The organism is Winogradskyella sp. UBA3174 (genome assembly GCF_002364335.1).
GTDB lineage: Bacteria > Bacteroidota > Bacteroidia > Flavobacteriales > Flavobacteriaceae > Winogradskyella.
Genome location: NZ_DEXW01000060.1, coordinates 34,470 through 54,706, shown reverse-complemented (window position 1 = coordinate 54,706; position 20,237 = coordinate 34,470). Strand labels below are relative to the sequence as shown.

Below are 20,237 nucleotides of genomic sequence, written 5' to 3'. Positions count from 1 at the left end.
AGTGTAAGTTTTTTAAATTTCAACAACTAATGTAACAACTGTTGCAGAAAAAATAGCAATACAAGGTTAAATTTACACTATGGAAGTTTTAGATACAAATATGATAAACATTATAATTTCAAAAAGTCTTAAAAAAGGAACCTCTTATACCGATTACCGTGCTTTGGTCTCTAATTTGGTAAAAAATGAATCTACCACAGGTAATGAAAAAACAGAAGCAATGGCTAATTATACGATGCTTAATGACAGACGTATGAAACGTTGGGATAAAACGGTTAAGATTTCAGAAACTTTAAAAAACGAAATTAAAAAATTTGATAAAAAAGTAACGTTGTTAGTCATTACAGAAAGTTGGTGTGGTGATGCTGCGCATATAATGCCAGTAATTAATAAAGTAGCTGAGTTAACTCCTAATATTAACTATAAAATTGTACTTAGAGATGAAAATGATGAATTAATGAGTCAGTTTCTTACTAATGGAGGTAAATCTATACCGAAGTTAATAATGATTGATGAAGAGACCAAAAAAGTTGTGAATACCTTTGGACCTAGACCAAATGCAGCTACTAAAATGGTCAATGATTATAAGACAGAACATGGAACGATAACGCCAGAGTTTAAAGAAGATTTACAACATTGGTATAATAAAGATAAAGGCCAATCTACGTTAGAAGATTTAGTGCAATTACTAAAATGATTAGTAAAAATTGAGGTTAAAAAATAGAGTCAAAACGATTAGCCTTAATTTTTACCCTTAAACAAAAACGTAATTGTTCCTAACTGATCTTTTTTTGCGGAGTTATTAAACCGAACAGCTTTAGAGTAAGCAATAGCACTGTCAATAAGACATTGATTATTTGAGTTTGAAGACCCATTTATACTAGCTTCTGTAACTGTACCATTACTATTAACTCTAATGGTCACCACAATTTTTCCACCACTCTCACAAAGGTATCTCGGTATTTTGTAATTGAGAAGTGTTCTTCCTTTTAATGAATACGTTAATGTGCTTCTGCTCTTTGCGTGTTCATCAGCGTGCTCTTTATTATCTAATCGTTTCTTTAAATCTTCTTGTAATTTATTATAAGATTCTGTTTCTTTAGAGTTAAGCGCATAAGCATTACTGTTTGCATAAGATTTATTAAGACTAGTTTCTTCGGTTATGTCTTCTGCGACTCTAGACTCTTCTATTGCTTTAGTTGTCCGTTCAAAATCGTTAGCGCTTACTGTTTTAAAGTTACGCATCATCTCTTTGTACTCTTGGTCTTCGTTAAACGCTTTATTAGTAGAGGCACCTTTTAAATCTTCAATTTGCTGTTTCAGTTCTTCCTCTGTTTTTTCTATTTCAGGCTCTAACTCATAATAACTTTCTGTTATTAAATCTTGATGCTGTTTTAGTTGAATACTAAACATGCCAAAAACCACAATGCCTATTAAAAGAAAAGTGATTATTAAAGCTTTATATTTATCAATTAGGTTCAAAAAAATAGATAATTTTTGTTATTTGATATACGAATATAACTATGAAATAGTTTAAATCGCAATCTTAAACCGTTGTTAAAGTCTTATTTTGAGGGAAGTCCTTCTATAAAAGCTTCAGGTGTTAATGCATTTTCTACTGTAAATTCACCGATTCTGGTTCTTCGTAATTCAGATAAATGTGCACCAGAGTTTAATGCTTTTCCGAAGTCGTGCGCTAATGATCTTATATAAGTTCCTTTGCTACAAACAGCTCTAAATTTTAGTTCTAGATTATTGATTTCTGTAATTTCAAATTCAGTAATTTCTACTTGTCGCGATTTAATTTCAACAGCTTCACCTGCTCGTGCAAATTCATACAAGCGCTTACCATCTTTTTTAATAGCTGAAAAAACTGGTGGAAACTGTTCAATCTTACCTATAAATTGATGTGTTGTTTTATGAATCTGTTCTGCAGTAATATGACTGGTCTCAAAAGTTTGGTCTATTTCTGTTTCTAAATCAAAAGAAGGTGTTGTACTACCCAGAACAAAAGTGCCAGTGTATTCTTTCTCTTGTCCTTGAAAGATATGAATCTGTTTTGTCATTTTACCAGTACATATCACCAATAAGCCTGTAGCTAATGGATCTAACGTACCTGCATGGCCAACTTTTATTTTCTTAATAGAATAGGCTTGGCGAATCGCCCAACGCAATTTATTTACGGCCTGAAAAGAGGTCCAGGTTAGTGGTTTGTCTATAAGTAAAACCTGTCCGTTTTTAAAATCTTCTTCACTTGTCATAGTTCAAAAATAAGTGATAGTTATAGAAGTGACCAAATTATAGCAGTGATTCCAACGATGACGCAGTAGATAGCAAAATACGTCAGTTTACTTTTCTTAACAATAGAAATCATCCATGTACAAGCAAATAACCCTGAAATAAATGCAGCAATAAAACCAGCACCTAAATACGTGAAACTACTGTTGTTATAATCAATCTGTCCTTCTAAAATATCTTTAGCTATTTTACCAAAAATTAAAGGTATTACCATTAAAAACGAAAAGCGTGCAGCCTTGGTTTTATCTATACCTAATAGAACTGATATAGATATCGTAGCACCAGAACGTGAAATACCAGGTAGCATTGCAATACCTTGCGCAATACCGATTATAAATGAATCTTTGAGTGATACTTTTCTATGCGTTTTTTTAGCTCTATCGGCAAAAATTAATAGTACAGCAGTTACGAGTAGCATGCAACCAACCAAAAATATATTATTACCAAATAATTTTTCAAAATCACTTTCGTACCTATAGCCAATAATTACAGCAGGTATCATAGAAACTAAAATCTTCATTGAAAACTTAGATTCTTCAGTCCAACTTAAGGTGGTAATACCTTTAAAGAGTCCTGCTATAATTTCAACAATATCTTTTCTGAAAATTACAATGGTGCTTAAAGCTGTCGCAAAGTGAAGTACAACTGTAAATAGTAGACTTTCTTCAGGAATAGAATTACTACCAAGAATAGTCTTTCCTAATTCTAAATGGCCACTTGAAGAAACTGGTAAAAACTCAGTCAGTCCTTGAATGATTCCTAATATTATGGCATCTATGATTTCCATGAAGTAAAAGTATCAATTTGGGTTATGACACGCGCAAAAGTAAGTAAAAAGAGACTTACTTTTTGGAATCTTTATTTGGGTTTAAAAGGATAGCATAAACCTGCATACCAAAACCAATTAATACTAAGGTTGGTGCTAAACGAATACGTCTCCAATGAAATATAGATTCATCAAAAACGTTGGGATCATCACTTCCGCCTCCAGACATTAAAATAAAGCCTATAACTATAAATGCTAAACCAATAAATAACCATTTGTAGTTTTTCTTGCCAAAAATAAATTCGGCTTCAGTTGCTTCTTTGCGTTTTTTCTCTCCCATTAGTTTTTAAATTCTGTAAATATAATTTGGTCTTCAATTGCGAGTTGCGCAATATGAGTTGAAGCACCAAAAGTTAACTTTGGTAGATGCAAAGTAACGGTTTTATTTAAACTAAAACGTTAAGAGTATCTAAATTTAAGCCTTGTTTTAAACCTCTATTGATGTAGTAGGTGACTTCATTGTATCCTCTAAATTGAATATCGAAAGTAGAGCCTTCTCTAATTTTAATGATTACAACTTTACATACGTCTAGTTTTGGATTGTGTAGAACGCAAGATTTAAACACTAAAAACACAATTAGTACTAAAGAAGACCCAATGATTATGGAATACGAAACTGTTTTTTTATGTTAGCCTTTTTTATTGAATATTTCCATAACTTCCACTGGCAAGGGTTGGTCAGAACGTTCTAATTTTAGACCATACTTGGCTAATTCGGTATGTAGTGTTTTAGGGTCTTCAGATTGCCATTCTAAAGAAATATCGTACTCAGCCTCTAAATTAGTTTGGTCAATCACAGGCTCTGGTAAAAAGTTCTCTAAATAGGCGACCAATCTACTCATCTTTATTTTTTTAGTTTTAAGGATAGGTCCCATAAACATATATTCGGTTTTTTCCGCTGTTGATGGTTTTAACGTGTCATTAATTTTAGTTAAAACAAAGGTGTTTTTAATAATCGCAGACATTCTTCCATTAACAAAGAATTGATCATTAAGAAAGGCAATTGCAGTGGCTCGCCATTTATCTTCATAAGCTTTTGATGCTTCAATAATGAAATTGTATTTATTCTCATCATCATACGGAAAATCATCTTCCGACAAACCATCTGAATAGACCATTCTTACTGGTGATGATACATCAAACAACGTTTGGTATAACCTTGGTATGGTGCTATTTGACATTTCAATGCCGTTAATAGTACCGTCAATAGTTGAGAGTAATCTTGAGCTACCTCTTTTTTCCTGATTGTAACCTTTTAAAATAATCCTGTAATCCGGATTTTCAACTGTTGCTATAGTTTCAACTTTTAAAGTAGGGTCAATATAGAAATCATCTTTTAAAGGTAAGCCTATAGTATTATCAGTAATCAAGGTTTTAATAACATCTGAGGTGATATTCTCTGGACTTGTTATAGCACGAACAATTCCTTCTTTATCAATTATAATCGAATGCGGTATGACTTTATACTTAAAAAAACTGTTGTGTGTTGAATCAGATACGATCCTTAGTTTTGAGCCTGTTGTTTTAATAAAGCGTTCTAATCTAGGATTGTCTTCATGCGAAACAGTAATTATTTCTAAGTCATCTTTAAATTTAGTTTGAAGGCTGTCTAGTTTTTTCATAGCCGGAATACAAGGGCCACACCAAGTCGCCCAAAATTCTAAAATAACAGTTTTACCTTTAAAATCTTTTAATGCAATTGCCGTAGAATCACTATTAAGAATATTTGTAAATGTATAGTCTGGTGCAGATTTGCCAATTTCAGCTATGGTAATATCAACGCTATCTTCACAAGAAAAAAGGCAAAGTATTACAGCTAAAAACAGAATTATATTTTTCATTAAGTTGGTTTCAGCTTAAAACGTAAAAAGAATTGTTTTGGTATTTAAAGACTAATAATACAACTGATCCGTCTTTAAATTTAAGAAACGCTGTGTTGCAATAAAAGTACTTATCCAAGTAATGATGACACCTAAAAAGAAGATTCCAGCAAATAGCGCAATAATAGGAATTGTGTTTCTTAGAAGCTCTAATTCTGGGAATGTAATATCTAAATAATAAAGTACTACTGCCATACCTGCTAAAGCAACAATAGCACCAAAAATACCTAATTGCACACTCTTCCAAACAAAAGGTCTACGGATAAATGTTTTTGTTGCACCAACCATTTGCATTGTTTTAATAATAAAACGTTTAGAATAGACAGCTAAGCGAATAGAACTATTAATTAATAAAACTGCAATTAGCGTAAATAAACCACTGATGAGTAATACCCAAAAGGTGATTTTCTTTACATTGTTATTCATAAGTTCAACGAGATCGTTGTCGTACTTAATCTCTTCAATAAACGCTTTGTTAGAGAGACTTTCTGTTATTTCTGTTAACTGTTCAGTAGTTACGTAGTCTGCTTTAAGGTATACGTCAATAGAGTTCTTTAGCGGATTATAACCCACAAAATCCATAAAGTCTTCACCAGTTTCAGCTTTCATAAGTTCAGCAGCTTCGTCTTTAGATACATATTTTGCTTCTTTGGTGTAATCTGCCATGGCCAAGCTTTTATTAAGCTGATTAACTTCAACTTCTTTAGCTGTATCGTTTATGTATATGGTCATAACCACTTGTTCTTTAAAGTGATCTGCAACTTTTTTAGAGTTAATAACTAAAAGGCCAAGGCATCCTAAAAGGAATAAAACCAACGCAATACTTACTACTACAGAGATGTATGAGGATATAAGTTTGCGCTTTTGATAATTGTCAAATGATGATGCCATGGATTAATGCTAATTAGTACTGTAAAAATAATAAAGAATTTACATCTGTGCAGTATTACAACGTTTAGTTTTTTATTGTGTTGTAATACCTTTAAATTTGTGCCTTATTTCAAGGAAAATAGCACTATGAGGTACGATTTCAATCAAATCGAAAAGAAGTGGCAAGACTACTGGGCAAAAAATGAAACGTTTAAAGCTTCAAACACAAGCGAGAAGCCAAAATACTACGTGTTAGATATGTTCCCTTACCCAAGTGGAGCAGGTTTACATGTTGGTCATCCATTAGGTTATATTGCCAGTGATATTTATGCACGTTACAAACGTCACAAAGGTTTTAATGTGTTGCATCCTCAAGGTTATGATAGTTTTGGATTGCCTGCAGAACAATATGCTATCCAAACGGGTCAGCATCCTGCTGTTACAACTCAAACGAATATTAAAACGTATCGCAGACAGTTAGATCAAATCGGATTTTCTTTTGATTGGAGTAGAGAAGTGCGAACCTCAAATCCTGAATATTACAAATGGACACAATGGATTTTTATTCAATTATTTGAGTCTTGGTATAATAACGATTCAAATAAAGCGGAAGATATAAAGACGTTGGTTAAACTATTTTCTTTGGAAGGAAACACAACAGTCAATGCCGCTTGCGATGATAATATAGAATCATTTACAACTGAGGATTGGAATGGCTACTCCTCTGAAAAACAACAAGAAGTTTTATTAAAATATAGATTAACCTATTTAGCCGAAACAGAAGTGAACTGGTGCCCAGAACTCGGAACCGTTTTAGCCAATGATGAAATTGTTAATGGAGTTTCAGAACGTGGAGGTTATCCTGTAGTGCGTAAAAAAATGACGCAATGGAGCATGCGAATTTCTGCTTATGCTGAGCGTTTGTTGCAAGGTTTAGATACTATTGATTGGACTGATGCACTAAAAGAAACGCAGCGCAACTGGATTGGGAAGTCTGTTGGTGCTACGGTTTCATTTAACGTTAATGGACATGATGAAAACATAGATGTATTTACGACGCGCCCTGACACAATATTCGGTGTAAACTTTATGACATTAGCGCCAGAACACGAGCTAGTTTCACAACTGACAACTGAAGCTCAAAAAGCTGAGGTAGAAGCCTACATACTAAAAACAGCTAAGCGAAGCGAACGCGAGCGAATGGCAGATGTAAAAACCATTTCTGGAGTGTTTACAGGAGCGTATGCAGAGCATCCATTTTCAAAAGAACCTGTTCAAATATGGATTGGGGATTACGTTTTAGCAAGTTACGGAACTGGAGCAGTTATGGCTGTACCATGTGGTGACCAGCGCGATTATGATTTTGCTAATCATTTTGGAATTGAAATTCCTAATATTTTTGAAGGCGTAGACATTTCTGAAGAAGCGTATGGTTCTAAAGACAATGTAAAGATTGCAAATAGTGATTTCCTTAACGGAATGAACTGTAAAAAGGCAAGCAAACGTGCCATTTACGAATTAGAAAAAATCGGGCAAGGAGAAGGTAAAACCAATTACCGTTTACGCGATGCAGTGTTCTCAAGACAACGCTATTGGGGAGAACCATTCCCAGTATATTATGTCAACGGCATGCCACAAATGATTGCTAAAGCACATTTGCCAATTGTATTACCAGAAGTAGAAAAATATTTACCAACCGAAGAAGGTGAACCACCTTTAGGACGTGCAGATGTTTGGGCTTGGGATACAGAAAGTAATGCTGTTGTAAGCAACGATAAAATAAACAATACAACAATTCATCCTTTAGAGCTCAACACCATGCCAGGTTGGGCAGGCAGTTCTTGGTATTTCTTCCGGTATATGGAAGATGCCATGCGCGATGACACCTTTGCAAGCGAAGACGCACTCAACTATTGGGAAAACGTCGATTTGTATATTGGAGGAAGCGAACACGCCACAGGCCACCTATTATACTCACGTTTTTGGGTAAAGCTTTTAAAAGATCGTGGGTTTGTAAACGTTGAAGAACCTTTTAAAAAGTTGATTAACCAAGGGATGATATTGGGAACTAGTGCTTTTGTTTATGTTTTACATTTACCCTTTGGATTTAACTTTAGAGATGGAAAATCTAAGTCAACTGAAGAAGATAAACTTGCATACAGCTCATTTTTTGAAGGAAATATTTATATACCTAAAACGATTTACGATAACAGAAAAAGTTTATCAAAAGAAGAAAAAGGTAAATTAACAAGTTTCATAGATGAGTTAAAAGATGAGTTTCACTCAAAAAATCCAAATCATGTGTTAGTAGATCAGTTTGATGTTTTTGAAAATTTTGAATCAAATTGTAATCCAATTCATGTAAATGTGAAATTTGTTAATTCATCTGATGAATTAATAATTGAGGATTTCAAGAGTAGTTATGGAAATAATGATGCAAAAATATTAATTGAAAACGAAAACTATACTGTTGGTAGGGAAGTTGAAAAAATGTCTAAATCAAAATTAAATGTTGTCAATCCAGACGATATTGTTGCAGATTACGGAGCAGACAGTTTAAGACTCTACGAAATGTTTCTTGGGCCATTAGAGCAATACAAACCTTGGAATACAGCTGGTATTACAGGTGTCCATAATTTCCTTAAGAAACTATGGAAATTGTATATTGGTGAAAACGGATTAAATATCAATGCTGCAGAGCCAACAAAAGACAACTTAAAAACATTACACAAAACCATAAAGAAAGTACAAGAAGATATTGAGAATTTCTCTTTCAATACATCGGTCTCTACTTTTATGATTGCTATAAATGAGTTAACAGCTCAAAAGTGTACAAGTAAGGAGATTTTAGAACCTTTATTGATTTTAATGTCACCTTATGCACCACATATTGCAGAAGAATTATGGTCGCAGTTAGGAAATAGTGACTCTATTTCTAAAGCATCGTTCCCAGAGTTTGATGCTAGTTATTTAGTGGAAAGTAGTAAAGAATATCCAATCTCTTTTAATGGCAAAACACGTTTTACAATTGAGTTATCTTTAGATTTAAGTAAGGACGATATTGAAGCTGCTGTTTTGGCAAACGAAAAAACCATTGCGCAATTAGATGGTCGTTCACCTAAGAAAGTGATTGTAGTTCCTGGTAAAATTGTAAATATTGTAGGATAAGTTTATGAGATTAAGACTAAAGCGAAATGATCAAATTGGGTTATTTTTCTTTGTAGCATTTATTTTGAGTTCGTCTCTGATTTAGTTTTTCGAAGAGCGTTTTGATAAAGATATCTGGAGAATCGAGCGTGCAACACGCTATAAATTAGTAGACGATATTATTGAAAATCAGCTATTAATAGGTAAAACTAAAGACGAAGTTGTGGGATTATTAGGAGAGCCAACTTCTAAAGTGAATTTAGAACAAGAATCTTTTATCTATAGATTAGGCAGACCACCAAGTTTTTTCGAACCAAAAGAAGAACTACTTCTGATTATCTTCATAAATCAAAAAGTTATTGAGGTGACTCAATTACAAGAGTAGTTAACAGTTGTTTTTTAATTATTACGTCAGTTCGAGTGACATGCGTTTTTTAGCATTTTGTATCGAGAACCATCTGAAAACTTTTTCCACTTATTTAATTAGCTTCTCGATACAATTTGCTCGTTCCTCACAAACCACTCGAAGTGACGTGCCCTTTCATACGTTATGTTTTTACGTTATATCAGTTCGAGTGACATGCGTTTTTCAGTATTTTATATCGAGAACTTTTTTTAATTTTCATTTCATCGAAACTATTACACCTTCGTCTATTAATGTATTTATCTGAAAATGAGTTATTTATTATTAACTTTTCAAAATAAAGCCTTCAAAATAATAATTCCATAAAAATCACTTCATTTTTATAATCAAATTTGGATAGATAGTTTTTTTAATTGTATTTCACAGTGCTATTAACCTCAAAATCTACAAAAATGAAAGGAGCCTAATTAATTTGGTTGTCATATTTTCAATCATTTTATGGTGAATTTCATTTAGTAGATTTTTTTCAACTTAAAAATTATCAAATGAAAATTGGAGTTCCAAAGGAAATTAAAAACAACGAAAACAGAGTGGGAATGACTCCTTCAGGAGTTTTCGAACTCACTAAAAACAATCATAACGTATTTGTGCAAAAAGATGCTGGCTTTGGCAGTGGTTTTTTTGATAAAGATTACCAAGCTGTTGGTGCAACTGTTTTAGATACTATTGAAGCCGTCTATGCTGCTGCAGACATGATTATAAAAGTAAAAGAACCTATTGCAGAAGAATACCCATTAATAAAGGAGCACCATGTTGTCTTTACGTATTTTCACTTTGCATCAAGCGAGCCTTTAACTAAGGCAATGTTAGCTAGTAAAGCGGTCTGTATCGCTTATGAAACGGTTGAAGACAAAGATGGGTCACTGCCATTATTAACACCAATGTCTGAAGTTGCTGGTCGCATGGCCATTCAGCAAGGTGCGAAATATTTAGAAAAACCAATTAAAGGTCGTGGAGTATTATTAGGAGGAGTTCCTGGTGTGCCTCCTGGAAAAGTATTAGTGCTTGGTGCTGGAGTTGTTGGTATACAAGCTGCAAAAATGGCTGCTGGTTTAGGTGCAAATGTAACGGTTATGGATATTAATATGAAACAATTACGTTACGTAAATGATGTAATGCCACCTCATGTGGTTACTGAGTTTTCGAGCGAATATAATATTAGAAAACGTATAAAAGATCACGATTTAATAATTGGCGGTGTATTGGTTAGAGGTGCAGTAGCACCTAAATTAATTACACGCGATATGTTAAAAGACATGCGACCAGGAACTGTATTGGTTGATGTGGCTGTTGACCAAGGTGGATGTATGGAAACAACTAAAGCGACAACACACGAAGACCCAACTTTTATTATAGATGATGTTGTACATTACTGTGTTGCTAATATGCCTGGAGCTGTACCTTATACATCTACATTAGCTTTAACAAATGTTACGTTACCATACGTTTTACGTCTCGCAAATCAAGGTTGGGAAAACGCATGTAAAAACGATGAAACATTAGCAAAAGGACTTAACGTAGTTAAAGGTAAAATTGTTTACCAAGAAATAGCCGAAGCCTTTAATTGGTCTGTTGACGCCATTTAAGTTTGTAATAACCTGACAAAATTTCTTAACTAAATTTTGGCGTACTATTTGTTATAATTATTGAAGATAATTTTAATAAGTATTAGATATGATAGGATATTATATAGTTGCAGGTGTTATTTTTTTAGTGAGTTCTTTTGTGAGCAAAAAATTAAAAAGCAAGTTTGCCCTTTATTCTAAGGTAAGTCTTAGAAACGGAATGAGTGGTAGAGAAATTGCTGAAAAAATGTTAGCAGATAATGGCATTACAGATGTTGAGGTTATTTCTACTCCAGGGCAATTAACCGATCATTACAATCCAAGAAATAAAACGGTAAACCTAAGTGAGGTTATCTATAACCAGCGAAATGCTTCGGCAGCAGCTGTAGCTGCGCACGAGGTTGGCCATGCTGTTCAGCATGCACAAGCTTATAGTTGGTTAAAAATGCGCTCTGCAATTGTACCTGCGGTTGGGATAAGTAGTAAATTTTCTAATATTGTTATTATGGCTGGTCTATTTTTGTCTGCTTCTGGTACTGCTTTTGGTAACTCTGTTTTTCTGCTGGGTATTGTTTTATTTGGAGTAACGACATTATTTACATTTATAACACTTCCTGTAGAGTATGATGCAAGCAATAGAGCATTGGCATGGTTAAAGAATAAAAACATGGTAACTCCAGACGAATATAAAGGTTCCGAGGATGCACTTAAATGGGCAGCAAGAACCTATTTAGTTGCCGCGTTAGGTTCATTAGCAACACTACTCTACTTTGTAAGTATGTTTTTAAGTAGAAGATAAAAACTATTATAAATTAGAGCTTTTTTTTGGTTTATTTAAAGAAAATACTTACTTTAAAATATATAAATTAATCAAACTATGGAAAACCAATTACCAGAACAGCTACCAGAAAAACTTTTGATCGGTAGCCTTTCAGATGTTGAACGTGTAGCCTTTTACAGAAAAACGTATTCTCATGTAGCAGGTGGTGTGCTTGTATTTATTCTTTTTGAATACTTATTAATGCAGAGTGAAACTATAATAAATTTTATGCTTTCTATGACTGAAGGTTATAAATGGTTATTAATGCTTGGAGGCTTTATGTTTGCCACAAATTATGCTGAAGGTATGGCGTTAAAGACTACGGATAAAAACAAGCAATACTTAGCTTATGGGATTTATATTTTCTTTCAGGCTTTAATCTTTGTGCCTATGATTTATATGGCCGCATTTTATATGGATTCTGGTGTAGAAATTCTTTATCAGGCTTCTATAGTAACATTAGCTTTATTTACAGGCTTGTCTGCTGCAGTATTAATGACAAAAACAGACTTTTCGTTCTTAAAAACAGGATTAACTATCGGATTTTTTATAGCTATAGGTTTAATTATAGCAGGTACTATATTTGGGTTTAATTTAGGACTTTGGTTCTCTGTTGGGATGTGTTTATTGGCCGGTGGGTCTATTTTATACCAAACCTCTAACTTAGTTAATCAATATGGAGTTGAAGACTATATTCCTGCAGCTTTAGGCTTATTCGCCTCTCTTATGCTATTATTCTGGTATATACTTAGAATATTTATATCTAGAGATTAATTAAGATTTTAATACATTATAAAAATAGCCCTGAGAAATCAGGGCTTTTTTTATTCAAATTGTTCTTCTAAGTCGACTAACTTATTTTGAATACAGTAAACAACTAAACCAGCAATATTTTTAGAAGCAGTTTTACTAAGTAAATTGTTGCGGTGTCCTTCTACTGTTCTAGGACTTATAAAGAGTTTTTCTCCAATTTCGTTGGTCGTATATTGTTTGCAGATTAGAGTCATAACTTCTCTTTCGCGTTTTGTAAGAAATGCTTTGTCAAAGTTAGATTTCCTGTTTTCTTTATTTGTATTTAGTAAATCGTCATGTATGTAATTCATCACTTGGTCATCATAATAAAATCCATTTTCTGCCACTTCGTTAATGGTTTTAATCATAAGTTTTGGGGTGCTGTTTTTTGCTAAATAAGCTACAGCTCCAATAGAGATCATATTCAATATAAATTGCTTGCTGTAATAACTTGTCAGTGCTATGATTTTAATACATGGAAACTCTTGTCTAACGAGTTTTGTTACTTCAACACCATTGAGACCAGGCATTTTTAAATCTGTTAGAATAATTTCAGGTTTAACAGCTGCAGTTCTTAATTGTTTAATCAAGTCATTACCATCTTCAGCATCAAAAAGGATGTCTAATTTTTTTTCTTTACTAATAATAGAGATAAGCCCTTGCCTAAACAAAAGTTCATCATCAGCAAGTGCTAAGGTTATTTTAGAGGGCATAAGATTTACAATTTATGGTGAATTTGCTTCCTGTTTGAGAAGAACTTTCAATTTTGAGATTTCCTTTTAAAATAGATACACGACTATTTATATTTTGCAAACCTAGACCTGCTTTTTTTGAGTTATTATTTATGTCAAAGCCCTTTCCGTTATCTTTAAAAACAAGCACGAAGCCATCGTTGGTTTTTTTAAGATTTATATCTAAATGGGTTGCATATCCATGTATGAGTGCATTATTTATTAATTCTTGAGTAATTCTAAAAAGATGAAGCGCACTGTTTTTATTTAAAAAACCTAGGGTGTCTATATCAGATGTTATTTTAATATTTGTATTAGAAGTAAACTCATCAAATAATTCTTTAAGTGCTACTTTAAGTCCAAATTTATCTAATATTGGAGGTAAAAGCTTATGAGCAATTTTCCTGGTGCTTTCTAGAGTTTGCGTCGTAATATCAAGAATATGGTCTAAAGCTTCCCTGTGTATATTCTTTATTTTGCTGTCTTCTAATAATACGTTTGTTGTTAAGCTTACTACATTTAATTTTGAGCTAATAGCATCATGTAAATCTTGCGCAATTCTATAGCGTTCTTCTTCTTGTACCTTAATGGTTGTTTGTAAAATTTTATTTTGATGCTCTAGTTTAGTATTAAATTTTTCAATTTCTTTCTTTACAATTTTACGTCTTGAGTAAAAAAAGAAAAGGATGATCCCTAGAGCTGTTAACAATAAGAAAATTAATCCATAGACGAGTGCATCAATTATTTGTTCTTGATTAACCTGAAGTTCTTCCACCATTCTGTTAAAATTAATGCTAAATAAGTTGCATAAAGTACTTTATTAATTAACCAAATATTGTTCACAGCTCCAGTATTAGAACCACTTAAATAATCTCCTAAAATAAAAATCAGAGTACTTGTTGCTAGATAAATTAAAATACCTGCATTAATATACAGATACTTTGGTGATTTATTCAATGAGTTATATAAATGTATCATAGCATAAACCACAATTGGGAAACAGGTTAAAAACACTTCAGTTGTATTGAATTTAAAATACAATTCTGGTGAATAAGCATATTGAATACTTAATATTCCAACTACAGTTACTAAAACGGCTGAGACAATCTGTTTCTGGTTTTTAATAAATAAGGTTCTATAAAAGAGTGATAATAATATAAACTGAAGAATAAAATAGTAATGAGAAAAATAGAGGTTATTAATTTTATAACTACCTAGTATGATTACAAATAGGTTTATAACCACAGAAATTATAAGGTACATACAAAATAATCTATACGATAGATTTCTGCGATTCTCTTTGTAACTATAGATGAATAGTGCAGCATTGACAATAATCAATACGACACATAAATAGTCAAAAAAATCGTGAAGCATATCCATGTCTTAGAATCTATAAAAGCAAACAATTAGTATTCCCAAAATTATAGAATAAAATGGCTTAAATATAATCTACTAGAAATGTTTTTTAAAATCAGGTATTTGTACTTGATTCTGAAGATGGGTTTAATTGCGCTTATTTTTTGAGCACAGAGATACAACTTTGAGAAAACAATTTAAAACTACGTACTATGAAAACAAAATTACTTTTATTACTTTTTTCTCACCATCAATAATGATGGCAAAAGTCATGCAAGGATTTGAAAATGTACTACATGCCACATTTAATCCTGTTTCAGATTTTTGTGAATATTTTGATGCAGACGCAACAACAATTCATACACTAGCAAATTATGCTGCACCTTGTGGGCTTATTTATGTTACAGAAACTGGTTCTGCAACTACTATAGGCTATTCTATTATTTTAGATCCAACAACAGCAAATGGACCAATAGGTTTTACAGATACCGATTTTTTTGGAGTAGCATCTGCTCAGTCTTTTATTGATGACATAGGTCTTCCACCACTGGAAGGAACACAAGGCTTTTATATGGAGGATGTTGATGGTACAGTTACTATGATTTATGATTTGGTAGCTTTAGCAGGCACAACGAACCTCCCTAATTTAGAACACATTTTTTGTTGTCTCAATTTCAAAATTAGCATTTATTAATACTAATCAACATAATTTAATTCTATAAATGAGCCAGTCATCGAAGTCGTATTTAAGCCATCGCTAGAAGTAGCCGTAATACTAAACGTTCCTGAAATTAAGCGATGTCCTAATTCTGTTGGGTGTTCTCTATTATTGGTTATTGTAACATTACCACTTGATGAAAAATAAGAAAGCTGTGGGTTAGATTGTCTTATTAATCCATAAGTCACAAAGTTATTAGAATCGATACCTCCCATTGGTTTAACAGTATTACTGCTAAAGCCTCCATCTCCATTTAAGAATAGTGTAACCATGTCTCCATTAGGATCTGCGATATCTATACTTAACGTATTGCCATTAGTGCCTTTGGTAATCTGATAAGCACCTATTGTAAATGAATAGTTATCATAAGTACCTCCATTAATTGTAGCTTCAAATGTTTCTTGTTGTGGAGGAAGATTGTCATTATTTTCATCTTTATTACACGATAGCGTAATAACAGAAAAAAATAAAATAGTGAGAAGTTGTAGGTCCTTCATATTTTAAGATTTAGGTTAAGTAAAACCTTGATTTTTTTTATTAAAACATCAAAATTCTACGAATTGATTTGGGTCTTTTTTTATGATTTCACATAAAAATTAGATAACAATGTAGTAAATATTTGTTTAGCAGCAGTATTTGCTGTTATTAGTTACTACTTATTATATCTTAATCTGGCGATTAATTTGTTCTTGTAAAGAAATAAAAGTCTCTGTACGAGATACTCCTTTTATACTTTGTATTTCAGAATTTAGCACATGCATTAAGTGCTCATTGTCTTTAGCTAAAATCTTAATAAAAACACTCCAATGCCCTGTTGTATAATGACATTCTATAACTTCTGGAATTTTTTTTAATTGCTTAACAGCTTCCGGATTACTAACGGCTTTATCTAAATAAACACCAACAAAAGCCATGGTTGTATAGCCTAAAACTTTTGGGTTAATAATAAATTTTGAACCTGCTAATAAACCTGACTTTTCAAGTTTTTTGAGACGCTGATGTATTGCTGCACCAGAGATGCCGACATTACGTGCTATTTCTAAAATAGGGGTTCTGGCATCTGCCATTAAGGCTCTCAGTATTTTTTTATCAATACCATCAATAAAAATACCTTTATCACTAATTTTCATACCTAATGTTCAAGAATTGAAAGTTAAAAATAAGAAAACGATTTCAATCTAAAAGTATATAATAGAAATTGAGTCTTTATTTTGGTATTTGTAACGGTATAGATTAATGTATTAAAGCTTCAGTTCAAACATTTAATGGGTTATAGCCTAAATATGAAACCTCTTTCTCTTTAAATACGATTCCATAAGTTTCTAGTTCTTCTAAAATAGGTGTGTAAACTTCTTTTGTAATAGGTATTTGAACTCCAGGTGTTTTTATTTTACCGTTTAATATTGCTATAGTCGCTATTGCAACAGGTAATCCAACAGTTTTTGCCATTGCAGTATAGGTTTGGTCTTCACCTAGAGTAACCATTGTAGAATCTATTTGATATTTTTCCCCATTAAGTTCATAGCCAAATTTATGATACATCACTAACATGTCTTTGTCGTCTGCACTTAGTGTCCAACTATCCATTAAAATCTTCTGAAGAATTTGAGCTGGTGATGCTTTGTCTAATGCTACCATCTTTTTAGAGTTAAAAATGTCTAATTCTAAAAATTTATCCCAAACAATATCGTCTTGATCTATTTTAAGAGCATGTCTAAATTTTAGTTCTACAGAATCTGTTGGACTATAAGGTAAAAAGGCATTTACAAAATCACGATAACTCATGTTGGCACTGTCATCGATAGTATAACTATCATCTGTCATTCCCATTTGAGCAAAAACATTCCAAGCTCTGCTAAAACCAACACGTCTCATTGTGCCACGATATAAGGTCTTTATATAGTCTAATCCGTAAACATTCTGATATTTCAAAGAGTCTCTATTGGCATAAGCTTCAAAACGTCCATAACCTTTTATCTCTAAAAATTCGGTACGTCTAAATAAACGATTGTAAGGAATGTATTTAAATTGGCTTTCTTGTAGAAACTTCGCAGCTCCACCTTGCCCTGCAACAATAACATTTCTAGGATTCCAAGTAAATTTATAATTCCAAAGATTATTGTCACTTTCTGGTGCTACTAAGCCACCTGTGAAAGATTCAAACAAAATCATTTTTCCGCCCTTGTCTCTAATACGGTCTATAACTTGCATAGCACTCATGTGATCTAGACCAGGATCTACACCTATTTCGTTCATAAAGACAAGTCCGTTAGCTTTGGCATCTTCATCTAGTGCTTGCATTTCTTCGCTAACATAAGATGCTGTTACCATATGCTTCTTGTAGGTAATACAGTCTTTTGCCACTTCAATATGAAAACGTGCAGGTAACATAGATACCACAATATCAGCATTTTTAACGGCTGTAATTCTCGATTCTGAATTAAAAACATCGAGATGAATAACCTCTGTATTGGAGTGATTACCGACAAGTTTTTTAGCATTGGCAACATTAAGATCACCGATGGTGATTTTAAAATTTTCAGATTGCGATTTATCTAGTAAATATTTTATAAGGTATGATGACGATTTTCCGGCACCGATGATTAAAATCTTTCGCATATTGGCTTTAGATGACTAATTTTGTAAAATACGAAAGTAACAAATACAATAACGAATAGAAACCGAAAAGCAACTTTAATATGAACAAAAAATTATTAACAGCTGGTGCTATTTTAGGGGTTTTAGGAATTAGTTTAGGGGCATTTGCAGCTCATGGTTTGGAGAAACTAGTTGATGCTAATGCTATTAAATCTTTTGAAACAGGTGTGCGTTATCAAATATATCATGCTTTTTTATTACTAATTTTAGGAGGTACATCTTTTGTGAGTCAAAAAAGTAAAAATATCATATTTTATTTAGTGATTATCGGTCTAATTTTGTTTTCTGGATCAATTTATGGACTTGCTACAAATGAACTCTCAAGGTTTGATTTTAAGAACATTGCCTTAATAACACCTATTGGTGGTTTATCGTTAATAATTGCATGGTTGGTTATGTTAATCGGAATATTGAAGTTAAAGGTCGATTAATGTTAATCCGCACTGTTGTTTTAAAATAAAGTTTTAATTTTGTATCCTAAAACAATACAAAAATTATGGTAAACCATATATCTTCAACGAAAACGATTTCGTTAGATCAATACGGTATTAAAAACGCTAAAATTAAGTATCAATTATCTTCAGACGAACTTCATGCTGAAACAATTTCTAAAAATCAAGGGTTGGAATCCTCTTCCGGTGCTTTAGCTGTTAACACAGGCGAGTTTACAGGGCGTTCACCAATGGATAGATTCATTGTGAAAGATGCGATTACAGAGAATAAAGTTTGGTGGGGAGATATCAACTTAGCCTTTGATAGTGATAAATTTCAAAAGCTATATGATAAGGTAACAGCCTATTTATATGAAAAAGAAATTTACGTAAGAGATAGTTATGCGTGTGCAGATGAAGATTACAAGTTAAATATTAGAGTTATTAATGAGTATCCATGGAGTAATATGTTTGCTTATAATATGTTTTTACGTCCTACAGAAGAAGAATTAAAAGATTTTTCCCCTGAGTGGACTGTAGTAAACGCCCCAGGTTTTATGGCAGATCCTGCTGTAGATGGTACTCGCCAACATAACTTCGCTATATTAGATTTTACACGCAAAATTGCACTTATTGGGGGAACTGGATATACAGGTGAAATTAAAAAAGGAATTTTTTCTGCTTTAAACTTTATTCTACCTGTTTTTAAAGAAACATTACCAATGCACTGTAGTGCAAATGTAGGACCAGAAGGTGATACAGCAATTTTCTTCGGATTATCAGGTACTGGTAAAACAACCTTATCTACAGATGCAAATCGTAGTTTAATTGGTGATGACGAGCACGGTTGGACTAAAGAAAATACTGTATTTAATTTTGAAGGCGGTTGCTATGCTAAAGTGATTAACTTATCACAAGAGCAAGAACCTGAGATTTTTGCAGCAATTAGAAAAGGAGCGATTCTCGAAAATGTTGTATTGGATGATAAAGGAGCTGTAGATTTTGCAGATACGTCTATCACACAAAACACAAGAGTAAGTTATCCTATTTATCATATAGATAATATTAGAAAACCATCTATTGGTAAAACCCCTAAGAATATATTTTTCTTAACAGCAGATGCTTTTGGCGTATTACCTCCAATATCTAAGCTAACACCAAGCCAAGCTGCTTACCATTTTATTTCTGGTTACACAGCAAAAGTTGCAGGTACAGAAGCAGGTGTTGTAGAGCCTATGCCGTCATTCTCGGCATGTTTTGGCGCACCTTTTATGCCTTTACATCCTACGGAATATGCAGATATGTTAAGTAAGAAAATGAAAGATGCTGGCGTTAATGTATGGTTAGTAAATACAGGCTGGACAGCTGGCCCTTATGGAGTCGGAACCCGAATGAAACTTAAATACACGCGCGCAATGATTAATGCTGCACTAAATGGTGATTTAGGTGATTATACATATGAAGATTACCATATACATTCAGTATTTGGTGTCGCTCAACCAAGATCTTGTCCTGGAGTACCAACTGACGTGTTAAGTCCAAGAACAACTTGGAATGATGATGAAGCTTATTATAAAATGGCATTTAAGTTATCTAACTCATTTAGAAAAAACTTTAAGCAGTTTGAATCTTACGCTTCTGAAGAAATTAGACGTGGAGGCCCACAACGCTATACATTTTAGTAGTTAAAATTAAATATAAAAAAAGCGATTCTAAAT

At 32.8% G+C, this 20,237-nt stretch carries 21 protein-coding genes; 9 read left to right on the top strand and 12 right to left on the bottom strand.

Annotated elements, in window-relative coordinates; translation table 11 throughout:
* The first annotated feature begins 79 nt into the window (after positions 1 to 79).
* Positions 80 to 697, top strand: a complete 618-nt coding sequence (locus B2U95_RS10970; RefSeq protein ID WP_296316290.1) for a thioredoxin family protein — start codon at positions 80 to 82, stop codon at positions 695 to 697.
* 44 nt (positions 698 to 741) lie between these two features.
* Here the strand turns inward: B2U95_RS10970 and B2U95_RS10965 are convergent, their stop codons facing one another.
* The 6 genes from B2U95_RS10965 to B2U95_RS10940 form a co-directional block, all read right to left on the bottom strand.
* Entirely contained in the window at positions 742 to 1,482 is a 741-nt protein-coding gene (locus B2U95_RS10965) for a TonB family protein (protein WP_296316289.1), read from the bottom strand.
* An 83-nt stretch (positions 1,483 to 1,565) separates the two neighbouring features.
* Positions 1,566 to 2,261, bottom strand: a complete 696-nt coding sequence (gene truB / locus B2U95_RS10960) for a tRNA pseudouridine(55) synthase TruB (protein WP_296316287.1) — start codon at positions 2,259 to 2,261, stop codon at positions 1,566 to 1,568.
* A gap of 20 nt (positions 2,262 to 2,281) precedes the next feature.
* A complete protein-coding gene (locus B2U95_RS10955) occupies positions 2,282 to 3,085 on the bottom strand; it encodes an undecaprenyl-diphosphate phosphatase (RefSeq protein ID WP_296316285.1) in 804 nt (267 codons plus the stop codon).
* 55 nt (positions 3,086 to 3,140) lie between these two features.
* On the bottom strand, positions 3,141 to 3,404 hold the full coding sequence (locus B2U95_RS10950; protein ID WP_296316282.1) for a DUF3098 domain-containing protein: 264 nt from the start codon (positions 3,402 to 3,404) through the stop codon (positions 3,141 to 3,143).
* 349 nt (positions 3,405 to 3,753) lie between these two features.
* On the bottom strand, positions 3,754 to 4,965 hold the full coding sequence (locus B2U95_RS10945) for a TIGR03435 family protein (protein ID WP_296316279.1): 1,212 nt from the start codon (positions 4,963 to 4,965) through the stop codon (positions 3,754 to 3,756).
* Between the two features lie 51 nt (positions 4,966 to 5,016).
* Entirely contained in the window at positions 5,017 to 5,895 is an 879-nt protein-coding gene (locus B2U95_RS10940; RefSeq protein WP_296316276.1) for a cell division protein FtsX, read from the bottom strand.
* A 126-nt stretch (positions 5,896 to 6,021) separates the two neighbouring features.
* Between B2U95_RS10940 and B2U95_RS10935 the strand changes: the two genes are divergently transcribed.
* From B2U95_RS10935 to B2U95_RS10915, 5 genes are all read left to right on the top strand, one after another.
* Positions 6,022 to 9,042: a leucine--tRNA ligase gene (locus B2U95_RS10935; RefSeq protein ID WP_296316273.1), complete on the top strand. Its 3,021-nt coding sequence runs from the start codon at positions 6,022 to 6,024 to the stop codon at positions 9,040 to 9,042.
* Between the two features lie 202 nt (positions 9,043 to 9,244).
* Positions 9,245 to 9,406, top strand: a complete 162-nt coding sequence (locus tag B2U95_RS10930; protein ID WP_296316271.1) for a hypothetical protein — start codon at positions 9,245 to 9,247, stop codon at positions 9,404 to 9,406.
* 524 nt (positions 9,407 to 9,930) lie between these two features.
* Positions 9,931 to 11,031 carry an alanine dehydrogenase gene (gene ald / locus B2U95_RS10925; protein ID WP_296316268.1) on the top strand — a complete coding sequence of 367 codons (1,101 nt, stop codon included), beginning with the start codon at positions 9,931 to 9,933 and terminating at the stop codon, positions 11,029 to 11,031.
* 88 nt (positions 11,032 to 11,119) lie between these two features.
* Positions 11,120 to 11,809 (top strand): zinc metallopeptidase, encoded by a 690-nt coding sequence (locus B2U95_RS10920; RefSeq protein WP_296316266.1) that lies wholly within the window; start codon positions 11,120 to 11,122, stop codon positions 11,807 to 11,809.
* A 78-nt stretch (positions 11,810 to 11,887) separates the two neighbouring features.
* Positions 11,888 to 12,604, top strand: a complete 717-nt coding sequence (locus B2U95_RS10915) for a Bax inhibitor-1/YccA family protein (protein ID WP_296316263.1) — start codon at positions 11,888 to 11,890, stop codon at positions 12,602 to 12,604.
* Between the two features lie 50 nt (positions 12,605 to 12,654).
* On the opposite strand, the gene B2U95_RS10910 is transcribed toward B2U95_RS10915, so the two are convergent.
* The 3 genes from B2U95_RS10910 to B2U95_RS10900 are packed head-to-tail and all read right to left on the bottom strand — an operon-like array spanning position 12,655 to position 14,730.
* A complete protein-coding gene (locus B2U95_RS10910) occupies positions 12,655 to 13,335 on the bottom strand; it encodes a response regulator transcription factor (RefSeq protein WP_296316260.1) in 681 nt (226 codons plus the stop codon).
* Positions 13,325 to 14,131 carry a sensor histidine kinase gene (locus tag B2U95_RS10905; protein ID WP_296316257.1) on the bottom strand — a complete coding sequence of 269 codons (807 nt, stop codon included), beginning with the start codon at positions 14,129 to 14,131 and terminating at the stop codon, positions 13,325 to 13,327. The genes B2U95_RS10910 and B2U95_RS10905 overlap by 11 nt, the downstream gene beginning before the upstream one ends.
* Positions 14,095 to 14,730 (bottom strand): hypothetical protein, encoded by a 636-nt coding sequence (locus B2U95_RS10900; protein ID WP_296316254.1) that lies wholly within the window; start codon positions 14,728 to 14,730, stop codon positions 14,095 to 14,097. The genes B2U95_RS10905 and B2U95_RS10900 overlap by 37 nt, the downstream gene beginning before the upstream one ends.
* 238 nt (positions 14,731 to 14,968) lie before the next feature.
* Between B2U95_RS10900 and B2U95_RS10895 the strand changes: the two genes are divergently transcribed.
* Positions 14,969 to 15,406, top strand: coding sequence for a hypothetical protein (locus B2U95_RS10895; protein WP_296316251.1), 438 nt, complete (start codon positions 14,969 to 14,971; stop codon positions 15,404 to 15,406).
* A 2-nt stretch (positions 15,407 to 15,408) separates the two neighbouring features.
* Here B2U95_RS10895 and B2U95_RS10890 read toward each other — a convergent pair whose 3' ends face one another.
* From B2U95_RS10890 to B2U95_RS10880, 3 genes are all read right to left on the bottom strand, one after another.
* Positions 15,409 to 15,927, bottom strand: a complete 519-nt coding sequence (locus B2U95_RS10890) for a hypothetical protein (protein ID WP_296316249.1) — start codon at positions 15,925 to 15,927, stop codon at positions 15,409 to 15,411.
* Positions 15,928 to 16,089: 162 nt separating this feature from the next.
* Positions 16,090 to 16,560, bottom strand: coding sequence for an Lrp/AsnC ligand binding domain-containing protein (locus tag B2U95_RS10885; protein WP_296316247.1), 471 nt, complete (start codon positions 16,558 to 16,560; stop codon positions 16,090 to 16,092).
* 124 nt (positions 16,561 to 16,684) lie between these two features.
* The gene (locus tag B2U95_RS10880; protein ID WP_296316244.1) at positions 16,685 to 18,049 is read right to left on the bottom strand and encodes a saccharopine dehydrogenase family protein; all 1,365 of its coding nucleotides are present in this window, start codon (positions 18,047 to 18,049) and stop codon (positions 16,685 to 16,687) included.
* 80 nt (positions 18,050 to 18,129) lie between these two features.
* On the opposite strand from B2U95_RS10880, the gene B2U95_RS10875 reads away from it, so the two are divergent.
* Positions 18,130 to 18,519, top strand: a complete 390-nt coding sequence (locus B2U95_RS10875) for a DUF423 domain-containing protein (protein WP_296316241.1) — start codon at positions 18,130 to 18,132, stop codon at positions 18,517 to 18,519.
* Positions 18,520 to 18,584: 65 nt separating this feature from the next.
* Positions 18,585 to 20,201 carry a phosphoenolpyruvate carboxykinase (ATP) gene (gene pckA, locus B2U95_RS10870; protein ID WP_296316239.1) on the top strand — a complete coding sequence of 539 codons (1,617 nt, stop codon included), beginning with the start codon at positions 18,585 to 18,587 and terminating at the stop codon, positions 20,199 to 20,201.
* The last annotated feature ends 36 nt before the right edge of the window (positions 20,202 to 20,237 follow it).